Source organism: Microbacterium sp. MMO-56, from assembly GCF_037146215.1.
In the GTDB taxonomy this organism is placed as follows: domain Bacteria; phylum Actinomycetota; class Actinomycetes; order Actinomycetales; family Microbacteriaceae; genus Microbacterium.
Window position 1 is genome coordinate 19,803 of record NZ_JBBCVW010000012.1, and the last position, 16,566, is coordinate 36,368.

The 16,566-nt window shown below is 71.4% G+C and carries 18 protein-coding genes; 1 reads left to right on the plus strand and 17 read right to left on the minus strand.

The features are described from left to right. Nucleotides 1–78: 78 nt before the first annotated feature. The 12 genes from WFI00_RS11405 to infC all read right to left on the minus strand — a co-directional run bounded on the left by WFI00_RS11405 (nucleotide 79) and on the right by infC (nucleotide 11,856). Nucleotides 79–1,662 carry a hypothetical protein gene (locus WFI00_RS11405; protein WP_336642364.1) on the minus strand — a complete coding sequence of 528 codons (1,584 nt, stop codon included), beginning with the start codon at nucleotides 1,660–1,662 and terminating at the stop codon, nucleotides 79–81. Continuing rightward, complete coding sequence (locus WFI00_RS11410) at nucleotides 1,644–2,414, minus strand: ABC transporter ATP-binding protein (RefSeq protein ID WP_336632435.1); 771 nt, start codon at nucleotides 2,412–2,414, stop codon at nucleotides 1,644–1,646. Before WFI00_RS11410 ends, WFI00_RS11405 begins: the two co-directional genes overlap by 19 nt. A gap of 48 nt (nucleotides 2,415–2,462) precedes the next feature. Continuing rightward, the gene (gene pheT, locus WFI00_RS11415) at nucleotides 2,463–4,970 is read right to left on the minus strand and encodes a phenylalanine--tRNA ligase subunit beta (RefSeq protein ID WP_336632436.1); all 2,508 of its coding nucleotides are present in this window, start codon (nucleotides 4,968–4,970) and stop codon (nucleotides 2,463–2,465) included. Then, entirely contained in the window at nucleotides 4,970–6,010 is a 1,041-nt protein-coding gene (gene pheS / locus WFI00_RS11420; RefSeq protein WP_336632437.1) for a phenylalanine--tRNA ligase subunit alpha, read from the minus strand. Before pheS ends, pheT begins: the two co-directional genes overlap by 1 nt. Before the next feature lie 56 nt (nucleotides 6,011–6,066). Next, nucleotides 6,067–7,017, minus strand: a complete 951-nt coding sequence (locus WFI00_RS11425) for an amino acid ABC transporter permease (protein ID WP_336632438.1) — start codon at nucleotides 7,015–7,017, stop codon at nucleotides 6,067–6,069. Beyond that, nucleotides 7,014–7,661: an amino acid ABC transporter permease gene (locus tag WFI00_RS11430; RefSeq protein ID WP_336632439.1), complete on the minus strand. Its 648-nt coding sequence runs from the start codon at nucleotides 7,659–7,661 to the stop codon at nucleotides 7,014–7,016. Before WFI00_RS11430 ends, WFI00_RS11425 begins: the two co-directional genes overlap by 4 nt. 80 nt (nucleotides 7,662–7,741) lie before the next feature. Then, nucleotides 7,742–8,659, minus strand: coding sequence for a glutamate ABC transporter substrate-binding protein (locus tag WFI00_RS11435; protein ID WP_336632440.1), 918 nt, complete (start codon nucleotides 8,657–8,659; stop codon nucleotides 7,742–7,744). Between the two features lie 68 nt (nucleotides 8,660–8,727). Continuing rightward, nucleotides 8,728–9,516 (minus strand): amino acid ABC transporter ATP-binding protein, encoded by a 789-nt coding sequence (locus WFI00_RS11440; RefSeq protein ID WP_336632441.1) that lies wholly within the window; start codon nucleotides 9,514–9,516, stop codon nucleotides 8,728–8,730. Nucleotides 9,517–9,623: 107 nt separating this feature from the next. After that, on the minus strand, nucleotides 9,624–10,424 hold the full coding sequence (locus WFI00_RS11445) for a TrmH family RNA methyltransferase (protein WP_336632442.1): 801 nt from the start codon (nucleotides 10,422–10,424) through the stop codon (nucleotides 9,624–9,626). Between the two features lie 79 nt (nucleotides 10,425–10,503). After that, a complete protein-coding gene (gene rplT / locus WFI00_RS11450; protein WP_336632443.1) occupies nucleotides 10,504–10,884 on the minus strand; it encodes a 50S ribosomal protein L20 in 381 nt (126 codons plus the stop codon). 45 nt (nucleotides 10,885–10,929) lie between these two features. Next, the gene (rpmI, locus tag WFI00_RS11455; protein WP_005048908.1) at nucleotides 10,930–11,124 is read right to left on the minus strand and encodes a 50S ribosomal protein L35; all 195 of its coding nucleotides are present in this window, start codon (nucleotides 11,122–11,124) and stop codon (nucleotides 10,930–10,932) included. 63 nt (nucleotides 11,125–11,187) lie between these two features. Next, nucleotides 11,188–11,856 carry a translation initiation factor IF-3 gene (gene infC / locus WFI00_RS11460; protein WP_336632444.1) on the minus strand — a complete coding sequence of 223 codons (669 nt, stop codon included), beginning with the start codon at nucleotides 11,854–11,856 and terminating at the stop codon, nucleotides 11,188–11,190. Between the two features lie 299 nt (nucleotides 11,857–12,155). Here infC and WFI00_RS11465 point away from each other — a divergent pair, with 299 nt between their 5' ends. After that, complete coding sequence (locus tag WFI00_RS11465) at nucleotides 12,156–12,509, plus strand: DUF1844 domain-containing protein (protein WP_336632526.1); 354 nt, start codon at nucleotides 12,156–12,158, stop codon at nucleotides 12,507–12,509. A 25-nt stretch (nucleotides 12,510–12,534) separates the two neighbouring features. Here the strand turns inward: WFI00_RS11465 and WFI00_RS11470 are convergent, their stop codons facing one another. The 5 genes from WFI00_RS11470 to WFI00_RS11490 form a co-directional block, all read right to left on the minus strand. Continuing rightward, a complete protein-coding gene (locus tag WFI00_RS11470) occupies nucleotides 12,535–13,332 on the minus strand; it encodes an SseB family protein (RefSeq protein WP_336632445.1) in 798 nt (265 codons plus the stop codon). Beyond that, entirely contained in the window at nucleotides 13,316–14,062 is a 747-nt protein-coding gene (gene priA / locus WFI00_RS11475) for a bifunctional 1-(5-phosphoribosyl)-5-((5-phosphoribosylamino)methylideneamino)imidazole-4-carboxamide isomerase/phosphoribosylanthranilate isomerase PriA (RefSeq protein ID WP_336632446.1), read from the minus strand. The genes WFI00_RS11470 and priA overlap by 17 nt, the downstream gene beginning before the upstream one ends. Before the next feature lie 76 nt (nucleotides 14,063–14,138). Continuing rightward, a complete protein-coding gene (gene hisH, locus WFI00_RS11480) occupies nucleotides 14,139–14,783 on the minus strand; it encodes an imidazole glycerol phosphate synthase subunit HisH (RefSeq protein ID WP_336632447.1) in 645 nt (214 codons plus the stop codon). Continuing rightward, a complete protein-coding gene (hisB, locus tag WFI00_RS11485; RefSeq protein ID WP_336632448.1) occupies nucleotides 14,780–15,391 on the minus strand; it encodes an imidazoleglycerol-phosphate dehydratase HisB in 612 nt (203 codons plus the stop codon). Before hisB ends, hisH begins: the two co-directional genes overlap by 4 nt. 40 nt (nucleotides 15,392–15,431) lie before the next feature. Beyond that, a complete protein-coding gene (locus WFI00_RS11490) occupies nucleotides 15,432–16,526 on the minus strand; it encodes a histidinol-phosphate transaminase (protein WP_336632449.1) in 1,095 nt (364 codons plus the stop codon). Nucleotides 16,527–16,566: the final 40 nt, after the last annotated feature.

Here is a 16,566-nt window from a genome sequence, read left to right on the forward strand (position 1 = left end):
CGGGTCGTGGCGCGCACCCGTCGTCGCCGCGCGTTCTCTCTCGGCGCATCGGACGCCTCGCCTCGGCGCCGTGCGCGATCAGGCCACGGGGAACGCCTTGATCCGCTGGAGCAGGTCGGGTCCGGTGCGCTCCAGCGTGCGTCCGCCGACCGCGACGCCCACCGCGACCGCGACCGCGCCGACAGCGATTCCGACCCCGAGGGCGAGCCAGCCGAAGAGGCCCTGCCCGGTGCCCACCGCGATGCCGGTGAGGATGAGGGCGGGGGCGGCGAGCACGGCGCAGGCGGCCAGGACGACGAACACGAGCAGGCCGCTCACGAACGTCTGGCCCGGCACGGACTTGAACGGGTTGTCGCCGGGCGCCGCCACCGGGGTGACGAGGAGCGCGGAGGACACCGCGCTCACGGCGTATCCCGCGAGCAGGAGCCCCAGCGCGCCGCCGAGGATCGCGGGGAGGAGGCCGACGTGCCCGCCGATCACGGCCGTGACCACCGCCGTCAGCAGCGTGAGGGGAACCCCCACGCAGGCGGCGCCCAGGATCCGGCCCCAGCGATCCTGGCGCCCGCGGATTCCGCTGGAGAGCACCGACGCGAACGCGGTGCCGTCGTACGACACGTCGCTGTAGCCCGTGATGCACAGCACGAAGGCGACGAAGATGGGCGACGCGGCGAACATCGGCCCCTCCACCCCGCTGGTGAACGCGAAGAGGATCGGGAACACGGGGGCCGCGATCAGCTGGCGGAGGTACCGCGGATCGCGCAGCCACCCGGTGAGGGACCGGGCCCACGTCGCCCCCACTCCCCCGGTCGGCATGACGCCGAACAGGCCCAGCGCACCGGGCTTGACCGTGCGGGTCGCCGCCCGCGGGGGCGAGACGAGGGCCTGCTCCAGCGCCCACCGCCAGCACAGCCAGAGAGCGGCCGCGCTCGCGAGGGCGATGACCAGCTTCAGCGCCGCGATCAGCGGCGCTCCCGCCGCGATCTCGGCGGGCACCGACCACACCGCACCGAGGGGCGTCCAGGCGAGCACGCCGGCGGCCTGGCCGAGCTGGACCGCGATGTCGCGGGTGTCCGACACGACCGCGAGGATGCCGGAGAGAAGCGGGCCGGCGAAGATCACCAGGATGAGCACGATCGTGCCGACGATCTCCCGTCCGCGCCGCCCGCTGCCGAGCCCGCCCGCGAGGGACGCGGCGAGACGTGTCGCGAGGACGCACGTGAGGACGGCGAGGAGGGCGCAAGGGACGGCGACGATCGCCGCGACCGGCCAGGCGAGCCACAGGACCGCGCTGGCGAGCGCCGCGACGGTCGTCACGATGCCCGGGATGCCCGTCAGACCCGTCGCCGTCAGGATCGTCATCACCTGGCGCGTGCTCAGCGGGAACGGCGCGAGCTTGCCGGCGTCGACCGTCGCGTCGATGCCGGCGACCACGAGCGGGCCGAGCACCCACCCGATGAGCAGCGCCGAGCCGCCCAGCACCGCGATCGCCCGCGACACGGCGAGATCGTGCGCGGCCCCCGCGACCACGAGACCCGCGATCGCCGTGACGAGGATCGACAGCCCCCACAGGACGCCGAAGCAGAAGCCGACGAGCTGCCAGGGCCGACGCAGAAGCGTGTTGCCGAGGACGCGGTACCGCAGCCTCAGGACTGTCGCAACCACTGCGGCCCCTCCGAGGTGTGGCGCCCGCCCACGAGCGAGACGAACCGATCCTGCAGCGTCTGGCCCGCCCGCACCTCGTCGATCGTGCCGGCGGCGAGCACCCGGCCCTCCGCGATCACGGCGACGTGATCGCACATCCGCTGGACGAGGTCCATCGAGTGGCTCGAGACGATGACCGAGCCGCCGGACGCCGTGTACGACCGCAGCACGTCCTCGATGTTGGCCGCGGAGACGGGGTCGACCGATTCGAACGGCTCGTCGAGCACGAGGAGTCGCGGTGCGTGGACGAGCGCACAGGCCAGGGCGACCTTCTTGGTCATGCCGGCGGAGTAGTCCGCCACGACGGTGCCGGCGGCGCCGGTGAGATCCATGAGCTCGAGCAGATCGTGCACGCGCGGGGCGATGTCCTCGCGCCGCAGCGAGAACATCATCGCCGTGTAGGTGATGAGCTGCTCCCCCGTCAGCCGATCGAACAGACGCACGCCGTCGGCGAGGTTTCCGATCATCGCCTTGGCGGCGACGGGGTCGGACCAGACGTCCACGCCGTGCACCCACGCGGTGCCCGCGTCGGGTCGGAGAAGACCGGTGGCCATCGACAGCGTCGTGGTCTTGCCTGCGCCGTTCGGTCCGACGAGGCCGTAGAACGACCCGGACGGCACGACGAGGTCTATGCCTGCGACCGCGACCTTCCGATCGAAGTGCTTGACGAGGCCGGCGAGCTGGAGGGCGGGGGGATTCGGTGTCTCGCTCATCCCTGCCGAGCCTACTGGGTGCACGGCGGCGCACCCGGGGCGGCGCCGCTACTCCCGGATGGTCGCGCCGTAGCGCGCCGCGGCGACCCCCACGCCCGCGAGCTTCGCATCGGTGGCCTCCGCCGCCGTGAGGGTGCGATCGGGAGCGCGGAAGCGCAGCGCGAACGTCAGGCTCTTCGTCCCGTCGGGAACGCCCGCGCCGCGGTATTCGTCGACGAGCCGGAGCGACTCGAGCAGCTCGCCGGCCCCCTCGGCGAGCGCGTCCGCGACGTCGCCGGCGACGACATCGGACCCCACGACGAGGGAGACGTCCTGCGTCGCCGCGGGGAAGGCCGACAGCGACGCGGCCACCTCGGGCGCCGCGGCGAGCGCCAGCACACCGTCGAGGTCGAGCTCGACGACGTACACCCGACCGGGCAGGTCGGCCTGCGCCGACACCGCCGGGAGGACCTCGCCGAGGTAGCCGACCTCGACGCCGCGGACCGACAGGACGCCGGTACGACCCGGATGCAGCGCCGCGCGCCGGCCCTGGGCGATGTCGATCGCGACTCCCGCAGACACCGCGATCACGCGCACCGCCTCCACCGCGTCCGCGAGGTCGACGGGCACGGCGGGGCGTCCGGCCCGCTTGGCGACCACGTTCCCCGTGAGGAGCACCGCGACGTGACGCGGCTGCGGAGGGATCGACGCGTCGAGCTCGGCCAGCGTCGCATCGTCCGGACGCGCTCCCAGCGGCGGCACCGACGGCGTCCCGTAGGCGACACCCTCCTCCGGCGCGAACACGAGACCCGTCTCGAACAGGGCGAGATCGGTGAAGCCGCGGGACAGGTTGCGGTGCGCGACCTGCAGCAGGCCCGGCACGAGGGAGCGGCGCAGGCAGGGCGCCTGACCGTCGAGCGGATTGGCGAGGCGGATCGAGGCGACCGGCTCGCCCGATGCGGACCCGTGCAGCGCGTTCGCCTCGGCGCTCGTGAAGGGGAACGACGGGGTCTCGACGAACCCGGCGGCGGCGAGCGCGTTCGCGACGCGGCGGCGGCCCTTCTGCAGTGCGGTCAGCCCGCGGCCTCCGGGCGGGGTCGGCAGGATCGAGGGGATCCGGTCCAGCCCGTGGATCCGCGCCACCTCTTCGGCGAGCGTCCACCGGTCGGTGAGGTCGGGGCGCCACGAGGGCGGGATGACCTCCCACCCGTCGTCCGTCACGGACACCTCGCAGCCGATCGTCTCGAGGGCGCCCGTGATCTCGGCATCCGTGTAGTCGACGCCGATCAGCTGCGGGACGAACGCGCGGGGCAGCTCGATCGAGGCGAGGAACACCTCGCCGTAGAGCGCGCCGCCCAGCTCCTCGTCGAGGGTGCCGCCGGCGAGGTCGACCATCAGCTCGGCGACCCGGCGCGCGGCGACGAACGGCAGGAGCGGATCGACGCCGCGCTCGAACCGGCGCGACGCCTCGGAGGGCAGCTTGTGACGCCGCGCGGTGCGGGCGATCGTCACGGGGTCGAAGGTGGCGGCCTCGATGAGCACGGTGCGCGTCGCGTCCGTCATCTCGGTCGTGCCGCCGCCCATGACCCCGGCGAGGCCGATCGGACCGGAGTCGTCGGTGATCAGCAGGTCCTCGGGGCTGAGCGAGCGCTCCTTGCCGTCGAGGGTCGTCAGCTTCTCGCCGGGAGCGGCGCGGCGGACGGTGATGCCGCCCTGCAGCAGGTCGAGGTCGTAGCCGTGGACCGGGTTGCCGAGCTCGATCATCACGTAGTTGGTGATGTCGATCAGGATGCCCAGCGAGCGGACCCCGGCGAGGGTGAGACGCGAGATCATCCACGGGGGCGTCGGACGGGTCGGGTCGACCCCGCGGACGACGCGGACGACGAACTCGCTCGCGCCCACCCGGCCCCGGATGGGGGCTGCGTCGTCGACGACGACCGGGAAGCCGGCGCCGGGGCGGACGTCCTCCCACTCGTGCGCGGCGGGGTCGCGGAAGGCGGCGCCCGTCGCGTGGGCGTACTCGCGCGCGATGCCGCGCATCGACAGCGCGTAGCCGCGGTCGGGAGTCACGTTCACGTCCACGGCCACGTCGTCGAGGCCGAGCAGCGCGATCGCGTCGACGCCGACCTCGGGGTCGAGGCCGAGCTCCGCGAGCCGCAGGATGCCGTTGTGCTCGTCGCCGAGACCGAGCTCGCGCGCCGAGGCGATCATGCCGTCGGAGACGTGGCCGTAGGTCTTGCGCGCCGAGATCGGGAAGGGGCCGGGCAGCACCGCGCCGGGCAGCGAGACGACGACCTTGTCGCCGGGGGCGAAGTTCGACGCACCGCAGACGATGCCGCGCACTCCCCCGTTCGCCTCGCCGACGTCGACGCGGCACCACCGGATGGTCTTGCCGTTGGACTGCGGCTCGGACTCGAACGAGAGCACCTGACCGACCACGACCGGGCCGGTGAGCCCGAAGCCGATCGCCTCCTCCTCCTCGAAGCCGACCGAGACGAGCGCCGCGAAGACGTCGTCGGTCGTGGCATCCTCGGGAAGCTCGACGTACTCACGGAGCCACGACAGAGGGACGCGCATCAGACCACCATTCCGAACTGCTCGCTGAAGCGGACATCACCCTCGGCCATGTCGCGCATGTCCTGCACGTCGGAGCGGAACATCAGCGCCCGCTCGACGCCCATCCCGAAGGCGAAGCCCGAGTACACCTCGGGATCGATCCCCGCCGCGCGCAGCACGTTCGGGTTGACCATGCCGCAGCCGCCCCACTCGATCCAGCGTGCGCCGCCCCGGAAGGTCGGGTGCCACAGGTCGAGCTCGGCCGACGGCTCGGTGAAGGGGAAGAAGTTGGTGCGGAACCGCGTCTTGGCCTCCGGACCGAACAGCTGACGCGCGACATGGTCGAGCGTGCCCTTCAGGTTCGCCATCGAGATGCCCTTGTCGACGACGAGGCCCTCGAACTGCACGAAGGCGGGCAGGTGCGTCGCGTCGAACTCGTCGGTGCGGTACACCCGGCCCGGGCACAGCACGTAGATCGGCACCTCGCGCTCGAGCATCGAGCGCACCTGCACGGGGCTCGTGTGGGTGCGCAGCACGAGGTGGCGGTCGACGGGATCCACGAAGAACGTGTCCTGCATCTGGCGTGCGGGGTGATCGACGTCGAAGTTCAGCGCGTCGAAGTTGAACCACTCGTGCTCGAGCTCGGGGCCTTCGGCGATCTCCCACCCCATGCCGACGAAGAGGTCGGCGATCTCCTCCTGCAGGAGCGAGACCGGATGCCGCGCTCCTACGCGGCCGCGGGGGGCGATCGCGGTGATGTCGACCCGCTCGGCCTCGAGCCGCGCGGCGTCCTCGGCGGCGGCGAGCTCCTCCTCACGGGCCGCGAGCGCCTGCGTCACGCGGCCGCGCGCCTGGCCCACGAGCTTCCCGAATGCGGCCTTCTGATCGTTCGGGACGTGCCGCAGCAGCGCGTTCAGCTGCGCCAGCGGCGAGCCGTCGGCGGAGTGCGCGGCGCGTGCCGCCTTCAGGTCGGCCGTGGAGGCGGCCGCATCGATCGCCGCGAGGGCATCGGAGACGGCGGCATCCACTCGTTCGGGAGAGATCTCGGGTGCGTCGGACACGAGAACCGAGTCTACCGGCGGGGCCGCACCCGCTTCCCCCGTACGCCGGAGCGGGGTCAGCGGCGGCGACGCGGCAGGCGCGACATCCCGCCGCCCTCGTTGCCGGTCGCCGCGTCGGTGGCGGCCTGCAGACCGATCAGCTGCGTGTCGGTGGTCTCGGCGACGGGGTGGTGCGGCTGGCCGCCCTCCGCCTCCTGCTGCCGCTGGCGCCGCTTCGTCCGCTGCTCGATCCGGTAGGCGACGTAGCTGAGCGCGAGACACATCGCGACATAGATCGCTCCGCCCACCAGCGCCGTCTGGATGAGCGGCGAGTGGTACACGGCGTTCGAGCCGAGGAGCTTGATGACGTAGAGCAGCTCCTGGTAGGTGATGATGAACCCGAGCGCCGTGTCCTTCAGGGTCACCACGAGCTGGGCGACGATGACGGGCATCATCGCGCGGATCGCCTGCGGGAGGAGGATGAGCCGGAGGACCCCCGCCTTGCGCAGTCCGATCGCGTAGCCCGCCTCCCCCTGCCCGCGGGGCAGGGACTCGACACCCGCGCGGATGACCTCGGCCAGCACCGAGCCGTTGTACGCGACGAGGGCGATCACCACGGCCCAGTACGGCTCCATCTTGATGCCGACGACGGGCAGGCCGTAGTACAGCAGCATCATGAAGATGAGCACGGGGATGGCGCGGAGCACCTCGGTGATCGCGCCGACGGGCACCCGGATCCACGCGTGATCCGACAGACGCCCGATCGCGAGCACGAAACCGAGCACCAGGGCGCCGACCGCGGCGGCGGCGAAGGCCGAGAGCGTGGCGATGGCGCCGTCGAGCAGCCGCGCCCAGATCGCGCCGTAGGTGAAGATCTCCCACTTGTCGGCGCTGAACTGGCCGGTGTCGGCGAACCGCCAGATCACCCAGCCGATGATCGCGAGGATCAGCAGGATCGTCACGACGCCGAGGACGCGGTTGCGGGCGACGGCCTTCGGGCCGGGGACGTCGTACAGCACGGATGTCATCGCGCGACCTTCCACTTCCGCTCGACCGCGCGCTGCAGCCACGCGAGCAGCAGCACCAGGACGATGAAGATGACCATCACCCACAGCAGCACGGCGAGCTGGTTCTCCCCGCGCTCGCTGAGGTTGCTGCGGATCGATCCGAGGTTGAGGACCGAGAAGCCGGCGGCGACCGTCGTGTTCTTCAGCAGGGCGATGAACACGCTCATCATCGGCGGGATGACCGAGCGGCCGGCCTGCGGGAGCACGACGAGCGTCATGACCTGGCCGAACGTGAGCCCGAGCGCGCGCGCGGCCTCCGCCTGCCCGACGGGCACGGTGTTGATGCCCGAGCGGATGGTCTCGGCGACGTAGGTGGCGGTGTAGATGCCGAGGGCGAGCGTTGCGAGCGTGAGCGCGTCGATGCGCCCCCGCAGCAGGATCGGCAGGCAGAACGCGAAGAAGAACATCACGAGGGTCAGCGGGGTGTTGCGGATCCAGTTGACGTAGACCGCGCCGACCGAACGCGCGATGGGGACGGGCGAGACCCTCATCGCGCCCACGATGAGGCCCAGGACGAGCGCGATCGCGCCGCCGCCCACGAAGAGCACGAGCGTGCCCCTCAGCGCCTCTCCCCACAGGTCGAGGTTGTCGGTGATGACCCCCACGGGTCCGCCCTTCGTTCGCGTCTTGTCGTCTGTCAGGTGGTGCCGGCGGCGGCGCGGGAGAGCGCCGCCGCCGCACCGGGTCAGCCGACCGGGTCGACCTCGGGCTGGGTGGCCTTCACGCCCGAGGCGCCGAGGTTCTTCTCGAAGATCGCCGTCCAGACCGAGCCGCCGTCGGTGAACATCGTGTTGATGAACTCCTGGAAGGCCGTGTCGCCCTTGGCGATGCCGACGCCGTAGCGCTCCTCGCTGAACGGCTCGCCCACGACCTTCAGCTGGTCGGGCGCCTGGGCCGCGTAGCCGATGAGGATGGCCTCGTCGGTCGTGACGGCGTCGACCTGACCGTTCTTCAGGTCCTCGACGCACGCGGAGTACGTGTCGTACTCCTTCGTCTTGGCCGGGGTGGTGTCCTTGATCCGCTGGATCGAGGTCGATCCGGTCGCCGAGCACACGACGTCGTCCGCCGTGAGGGAGTCCTTGCCGGTGATCTTGTCGTTGTCCGCCGCCACGAGCAGGCCCTGCCCCGTGATGAAGTACGGACCGGCGAAGGAGATCTGCTCCTTGCGCTTGTCGGTGATCGAGTACGTGCCGACGTAGTAGTCGATGTCGCCGTTCACGATCGCCTGCTCGCGGTTGGCGGACGGGATGGCCTGGAACTCGATCTTGTCCTCGTCGAAGCCGAGCGAGGCGGCGATCCACCGCGCGATGTCGACGTCGAAGCCGCTGCGGGTGTTCGTCACGGGGTCGAGGTAGCCGAGACCGGGCTGGTCCTCCTTGACGCCGATCTTCACGACGCCGGCGCTCTTGATGTTGTCGAACGTCGGGCTGCCTTCGATCGTGACGTCGGTCGCGACGGTCCAGGGGTTGCCCGCGGGGGCGTCGCCCGTGGCGTCGCCGGACCCCTCCGGCGCGGCGCCGGGCGTGCCGCTGTTGCACGCCGTCAGCGCGAGAGCTGCGATCGCGATGCCGGCGAACGCGCCGGCGATTCGTGTCTTCCGCATGTGTTCCTCGTTTCGTATCTCTTTCGGGGTGCCGCGCCGGTGCAGGGGCGCGGACGTCTCGGGTGCGCTCAGTGGGTGATCAGCTTGGAGAGGAAGTCCTTCGCACGGTCGCTCCTGGGCGCGGTGAAGAAGTCGCCCGGCGCCGCCTCCTCGACGATCTCGCCGTCGGCCATGAACACGACACGGTCGGCCGCCTTGCGGGCGAACCCCATCTCGTGGGTGACGACGATCATCGTCATGCCGTCCTGGGCGAGGCCCACCATCACGTCGAGGACCTCGTTGATCATCTCCGGGTCCAGCGCACTGGTCGGCTCGTCGAAGAGCATTACCTTCGGCTTCATCGCCAGCGCGCGCGCGATGGCGACGCGCTGCTGCTGACCTCCGGAGAGCTGGGCGGGGAGCTTGGACGCCTGGTGGCCCACCCCGACCCGGTCCAGGAGCACCTTGGCCTCGGCCTCCGCCTCGGCCTTCTTCATGCCCTTGACCTTGATGGGGCCCAGCGTCACGTTCTCGAGGATCGTGAGGTGGGAGAAGAGGTTGAAGGACTGGAAGACCATCCCCACGTCGGCCCGGAGGGCGGCGAGCGCCTTGCCCTCCTTCGGCAGCTCCTTGCCGTCGATCGTGATCGACCCGCTCGTGATGGTCTCGAGCCGGTTGATCGTGCGGCACAGGGTCGACTTGCCGGACCCCGACGGACCGATCACCACGACGACCTCGCCGCGGTTGACGGTCAGATCGATGTTCTTCAACGCATGGAAATCGCCGTAGTGCTTCTCGACGTCCGTGACGACGACGAGGGGGTCGCCGCGACGGACGGTGATGTTCGACGTCGCGGGTGCGGGGTCTGGATTCGCCATTCCCTCACCCTAGACAGGCCCGTTCGCTTCTCTCAGGCTGTGCACAGGATCTTGACCGCATCGTGACCCGGCCGAAACATCCCGTGGCGGAGCCGTCCGACGGATGCTCAGCCGTCGGCGCGTTGCGCGAAGGCCGTCTCGTAGAGGCAGACGCTGGCGGCCGTCGCGAGGTTCAGCGACTCGGCCCGCCCGTAGATCGGCAGGCGCAGGGCGAGGTCGGCGAGTCCGCGCGCGGACTCCTCCAGCCCACGGGCCTCGTTGCCGAAGAGCCACGCGGTCGGCTCCGCCAGAAGCGCGCGGCCGGACAGGAAGTCCTCCCCGCCGACATCCGCGGCGATGACCCGCATCCCCGCGGCGTGGGCGCGCTCGACGACGGCGGCGAGGTCCGCCCCGACGGCGACGGGCAGGTGGAAGAGGGACCCCGTCGTGGCGCGGACGACCTTGGGGTTGTACGGGTCGACCGTGCGGCCGGTGAGGACGACCGCGTCCGCGCCCGCCGCGTCGGCGGCGCGGATGATCGTGCCGAGATTGCCCGGGTCGCGCACCTCTTCGCAGATCGCGATGAGACGCGGCGCATCGGCGAACACGTCCTTGAGCGCGGTGGGCGACTGACGGGCGACCGCGACGATGCCCTGCGGGGTCACGGTGTCGGCCATGGCGTCCACGACGCCCTCGCTCGCGAACACGACCTCGAGCCCCGCCTCGCGAGCCGCGTCGCGCACGTCCTGATGCCGCTCCATCGCGGTCGGTGTGGCGAACAGCTCCACGAGCGTGTCCGGCCGATACGCCAGGGCCTCCCGGGCCGCCTGGGGACCTTCGAGCAGGAAGAGCCCCGTCTCCTGGCGCGCGCTGCGCTTGGTCAGTTTGGCGACGGCGCGCACACGCGGGGACCGGGGGTTCTCGAGCACGATCTCATCCTACGAACAAAGGGTGTCCCCCCACGGGAGGACACCCTTCGTCGTGCTGTGCGACGTGCTGTGCGTGTGATTACGCCTTGGCCGCGTTCACGTCGGCCGGGAGCGCCTTCTTCGCCGTCTCGACGAGCGAGGCGAAGGTCGCGGGCTCGTTGACCGCGAGCTCGGCCAGGATGCGGCGGTCGACCTGGACGCCGGCCAGGCCGAGGCCCTGGATGAAGCGGTTGTACGTGAGGCCGTTCTGGCGGCTCGCGGCGTTGATGCGCTGGATCCACAGGCGGCGGAAGTCGCCCTTGCGCTTGCGGCGGTCGCGGTACGCGTAGACGAGCGAGTGGGTGACCTGCTCCTTCGCCTTCCGGTACAGGCGCGAACGCTGTCCGCGGTATCCGGAGGCGCGCTCGAGGATGACGCGACGCTTCTTGTGGGCGTTGACGGCCCGCTTGACTCTAGCCATTTCTTCTACTTCCTAATTCTTCGGTGACACTCGGGCGCGCGGCGCTCAGATGCCGAGGAGCTTCTTGGCGACCTTCGCGTCGCCGGGAGCCAGGATCTTGTCGGCCGACAGGCGGCGCGTGCGCTTGGTGGGCTTGCCCTCGAAGTTGTGGCGGAGGTTCGCCTGCTGCTTCTTGATCTTCCCGCTACCGGTGACCTTGAAGCGCTTCTTGGCACCCGAGTGGGTCTTCTGCTTCGGCATGTCTCTATCCTTCGTTGTGTGTCCCGACGAGCGGGAGTCTGTGGGGCCGCGCGGCCCGCCGCGTCACTCCGCGGCGGCCGGGGCCGGGGTGTCCGTCGCGGCCGGGGCCTCGCCGGTGGCGGTGCGCGCCTGGCGCGCCGCCTCCTTGTTCGCAGCGCGCTGGGCGTTCTGCTCGGTCTTGACCTCGGACTTGTTCTTGTGCGGTGCGATCACCATGACCATGTTGCGACCGTCGATCGTGGGGTTGGACTCCACGGTGCCGAACTCGGCGACGTCCTCCGCGAACTTGCGGAGCAGGCGCACACCCTGCTCGGGTCGCGACTGCTCGCGACCACGGAAGAGGATCATGGCCTTGACCTTGTCGCCGGCCTGCAGGAAGCCCTCGGCGCGCTTGAGCTTCGTGGTGTAGTCGTGGGCCTCGATCTTCAGGCGGAAACGGACCTCCTTGAGGACCGTGTTGGCCTGATTGCGTCGCGCTTCCTTGGCCTTCTGCGCCGTCTCGTACTTGAACTTGCCGAAGTCCATGATCTTGACCACGGGCGGCTTCGAGTTCGGGGCGACCTCGACGAGGTCGAGATCCGCCTCCTGTGCGAGGCGGAGCGCCACCTCGATGCGGACGACGCCGACCTGCTCACCCGCGGGGCCGACGAGGCGGACCTCGGGGACGCGGATGCGGTCATTGGTGCGGGGATCGCTGATGCGGAACTCCTCTGTCGTGCGGGTGGGTGCCACCGGACACGGGAGTGTCGCGGGCGGAAGAGTCGCACATCCCCCGCGCCCACCCCGGCGACGCGGACGTCGTCGGAGAGTTCTGCACCCTGGACCACGTGCCGTGGCTACCCCGTGTCAGCGGGGCGGAGTGCGGGACCCGGTAGCCTGGAGCGGCAAGCGCGGGTGGGATGTGATCCACTTTCGATCCGGAGCAGAACACTCCGGTGCGCGCCGAGTCTATCAGAAAGCGAACCGTGGACACGACTTCTCCCTCCCCCGACCATCTCCCCGGTGCTCTCCCCGATGCCGAGGACGACCGGATCGCCCGCTGGGAGGCGCAGGAGCGGGCGGCGGCCGCCGCGAGCCGCGACATCGCCGACGTCCCCGCGGTGGAGGTCATCACCACCGCGGCGGTCCACCTCATGAGCGCCGCGGCGGTCAAGGTCGGACTCGCCGACGACCCGGCGACCCAGACCGACCTCGACGAGGCCCGCAAGCTCATCAACGCCCTCGCCGGGCTCATCACCGCCGGCGCCCCCGAGATCAGCGACATGCACGCACGGTCCCTGCGCGACGGTCTGCGCTCCGTGCAGCTCGCCTTCCGCGAGGCATCCGTCATCCCGGACCCGATCGGCCAGGGCCCCGGCGAGAAGTGGACCGGCCCCGTCACCTGACCCCCACTCGCGAGGCGGTGCGGCGTCAGGCGCGCAGGAGCTTGACCGTGAGGGAGTCGACCAGGACGGCGATGCGGTCGTCCGCCGCCCACCGGGAGGCGAGGCGCTGCAGGATCGCATCCAGCGCCGCCTGCTCCAGCCCGTCGACGAGGTGCAGCCGCACGACGAGCTCCGGGCCGCGCAGCCGCGCCTGCGGATCGCCGTCGGCCACCGACAGATCCACGACCCCCAGCTCCGCCCCGATGCTCTCCTGCAGGCCGGCGACGACCTCCGGAGACAGGTGCGCCGGCTCCCACGGCTGCCCCTGCCCGATCGCCCACACGGCGGGGCGGCGCAGGACGAACTCCGTCGGCGAGCCCGGGTCGATCACGATGAGGTCGGTGTCGTCCGCGGCCGCGGACAGCGCGGTGCGCACGCCGTCGACGGGTACCGGCCGCGCGGACGCATCCCACGCGGCGAGGGTCTGCACGGAGGTGAACACCGGCAGCACGCGCCGCCCGTCGGGTGCTGCGACGGTGACGATCGACAGCTCCTGGGTCTTGTCGACGACGTGACCCGACGGTGCGACGCCGACGTCGCCCGCCTCGGCGACCAGCGGGATCAGCAGCCGCGCCGCACGGTACGCGTCCACGACGGCGGCACTCCCGCCGTGGCCGTCGCGGAACGCCGTCAGGGCGGCGAGCAGCGCGGGGTCCGCGGATCCGTCGTCGCCCGCGTGCGGGTTCGACTCGAAACGGCGCCCCTCCCAGGGCACGCCGGCCGAGTCCGCCGGCGCGCAGGCGTGCGGCGCGCCGCCGGACGGATCGTCAGCCTGCGGCGACATCCAGCGCCTCGGCGAGCGTGAACGCCCCCGCGTACAGGGCCTTGCCGACGATCGCGCCCTCGACGCCGAGCGGCACGAGCTCGCGCAGCGCGGCGATGTCGTCGAGGCTCGAGATGCCGCCGGAGGCGACCACCGGGCGGGTCGTACGGGTCGTCACCTCGCGCAGCAGTTCGATGTTCGGGCCCTTGAGCGTGCCGTCCTTGGTCACGTCGGTGACGACGTAGCGGCTGCAGCCGGCGTCCTCGAGCCGGTCGAGCACCTGCCACAGGTCGCCGCCGTCACGGGTCCAGCCCCGGGCGGCCAGGGTCGTGCCGCGCACGTCGAGCCCGACGGCGATGGCCTCGCCGTAGCGCCCGATGACGTCGGCCGCCCACTCGGGGTTCTCCAGCGCCGCCGTGCCCAGGTTGATGCGGGACGCGCCGGACTCGAGCGCGGCCTCGAGCGTCGCGTCGTCGCGGATGCCGCCCGAAAGCTCGATCTGCACGCCGCGCAGCTGCTTGATCACCTTGCGGATGACCCCCGCGTTGCTGCCTCGCCCGAAGGCGGCGTCGAGGTCCACGAGATGGATCCACTGCGCACCGTCGCGGGCCCACGCGAGCGCGGCCTCGACCGGGTCGCCGTAGCTCGTCTCGGTGCCCGCCTCACCCTGCGTGAGACGGACGGCCTTGCCGTCGGCGACATCGACGGCGGGCAGGAGGATCAGTTCGGGTGTCGATGCGAAGTCGTTCATGGCTCCAGGGTGGGTGGGGCGCTGCCCGTCGAGGGCTCGCGCGGAGAGTCCGGGCGCCGGAGGGCGCTAGGAGAGACTATCGGGCGGGCGGCAGCGACGTGATCCAGTTCGCGAGCAACCGGATGCCCGCCTCCCCACTCTTCTCCGGGTGGAACTGGGTCGCCGACAGCGGACCGTTCTCGACCGCCGCGAGGAACGGCGTGCCGTAGTCGCACCACGTGAGCGTCGGCTCACGGAACGGCCTCACGACGTCGAGGGTCCAGTGCTGCGCACCGTAGGAGTGGACGAAGTAGAACCGCTCGTCCTCGATCCCCTCGAACAGCGTCGATCCGGAGCCCACGCGCACGGTGTTCCACCCCATGTGCGGGAGCACGGGGGCATCCAGCTCGGTCACGGCGCCGGGCCACTCGCCGAGGCCCTCCGTGTCGATGCCGCGTTCGACGCCGTGTTCGAACATGACCTGCATGCCCACGCAGATGCCGAGCACCGGCAGGCCGCCGGACAGGCGCCGCTCGATCAGCTCGTCGCCGCGGCTCGCGCGGAGCGCCTGCATCACGGCGCTGAACGCGCCGACGCCGGGCACGACGAGTCCCGCCGCATCCTGGATCAGTCCGCGGTCGGCGGTGAGGCGTGCGTCCGCCCCCGCGGCGACGAGCGCCTTGACGGCGGAGTGGACGTTCCCCGAGCCGTAGTCGAGGACGGCGACCAGCGGCGCCGTCACAGAGCGCCCTTCGTGCTCGGGATGCCGCGCACGAGCGGGTCGAGCGCCTTGGCCTGGCGGAACGCGCGCGCGAACGCCTTGTACTCGGCCTCGGCGATGTGGTGCGGATCGCGACCCGCGAGCACCCTCACGTGCACGGTGAGGCCCGCCTGGAACGCGATCGCCTCGAACGTGTGGCGCACCAGGGACCCGGTGAAGTGGCCGCCGATGAGGTGGAACTCGTAGCCGGCGGGCTCGCCCTCGTGCAGGAGGTAGGGGCGGCCGCTGATGTCCACGACCGCCTGCGCGAGCGCCTCGTCGAGCGGGACGAGGGCGTCGCCGTACCTCGAGATCCCCGACTTGTCGCCCAGTGCCTCGCGGATCGCCTGCCCGAGGACGATGGCGACGTCCTCCACCGTGTGGTGGGCGTCGATGTGGGTGTCGCCGGAGGCGCGGACCGTCAGGTCGGTCAGCGAGTGCTTCGCGAAGGCGGTCAGGAGGTGGTCGAAGAAGGGCACCGAGGTGTCGATGTGGCTCTGGCCGGTGCCGTCGAGGTCGAGCTCCAGCTCGACGGTCGACTCACTCGTCGCGCGGCGGATCGAGGCCGTGCGGGGGGCGGTGTCGCTCATGGCACGAGTCTAGCGAGGCGGGCGGATGCCCCACCGCGGACTAGGCGTGCGCGCCCCCGGGCCCGAGCGACGCGAGCGCATCGAGGAACGCCGTCGACTCGGACTCGGTGCCCGCGGTGACGCGCAGGCTCCGCGGCAGACCCACGTCGCGGATCAGCACGCCCCGGTCGTAGAGGCCCTGCCACGTCGCGGAGGGTTCGTCGACACCACCGAACAGCACGAAGTTCGTCCAGCTCTCGAACGGCTCGTATCCGAGGGCATCGAGGGTCGCCGAGATGCGGTCGCGCTGCGCGATGATGTCGTCGACCGTCGCGAGCATGACGGGGGCGTGCCGCAGGGCGGCGACGGCCGCGGCCTGGGTGAGGGCGCTGAGGTGGTAGGGCAGTCGCACCAGGCGCAGGGCGTCGATGACGGCCGGATCGGCGGCGAGGTATCCGACGCGAGCACCGGCGAACGCGAATGCCTTGCTCATCGTGCGGGAGACGACGAGCCGCTCGCGCCCCGGCAGAAGGGTCAGGGCGGACCGCGCGTCGCGCGGTGCGAACTCCTGATACGCCTCGTCCACGATGACGATGCCGTCGGTCGCGTCGTACACGGCCTCCACCACGTCGAGGGAGAGCGGCGTCCCGGTCGGATTGTTCGGCGAGCACAGGAACACGATGTCGGGCGCCGCATCCTCGATCTGGCGACGCGCATCGTCGACGTCGAGCGTGTAGTCGACGCCTCGGGTGCCCGCGACGTAGGTCGCGCCCGTGGCCCGCGTCAGCAGCGGGTACATCGAGTAGGTCGGAGCGAAGCCGAAGGCCGTGCGGCCCGGCCCGCCGAACGCCTGCAGCAGGTGCTGCAGCACCTCGTTGGACCCGTTGGCCGCCCAGATCTGGTCGGGGGTCAGTCCGTGGCCGAGGTAGTCCGCGAAGCCCTCGCGCAGCAGCGTGAACTCCCGGTCCGGATAGCGGTTGACCTCACGCACCGCCCGCGCGATCGCGTCGACGATGTCGTCCGCGACCTCGTCGGGTACGGGATGGGTGTTCTCGTTGACGTTGAGCGCCACCGGCAGAGGCGCCTGCGGTGCGCCGTAGGGCGTCAGGCCGCGCAGATCCGGTCGTAGGGGCAGGTCATCCACACTCGCACTCACAGCCCCATCGTAGAGCGGCCCGCGCGGGGACGCCCTGCTC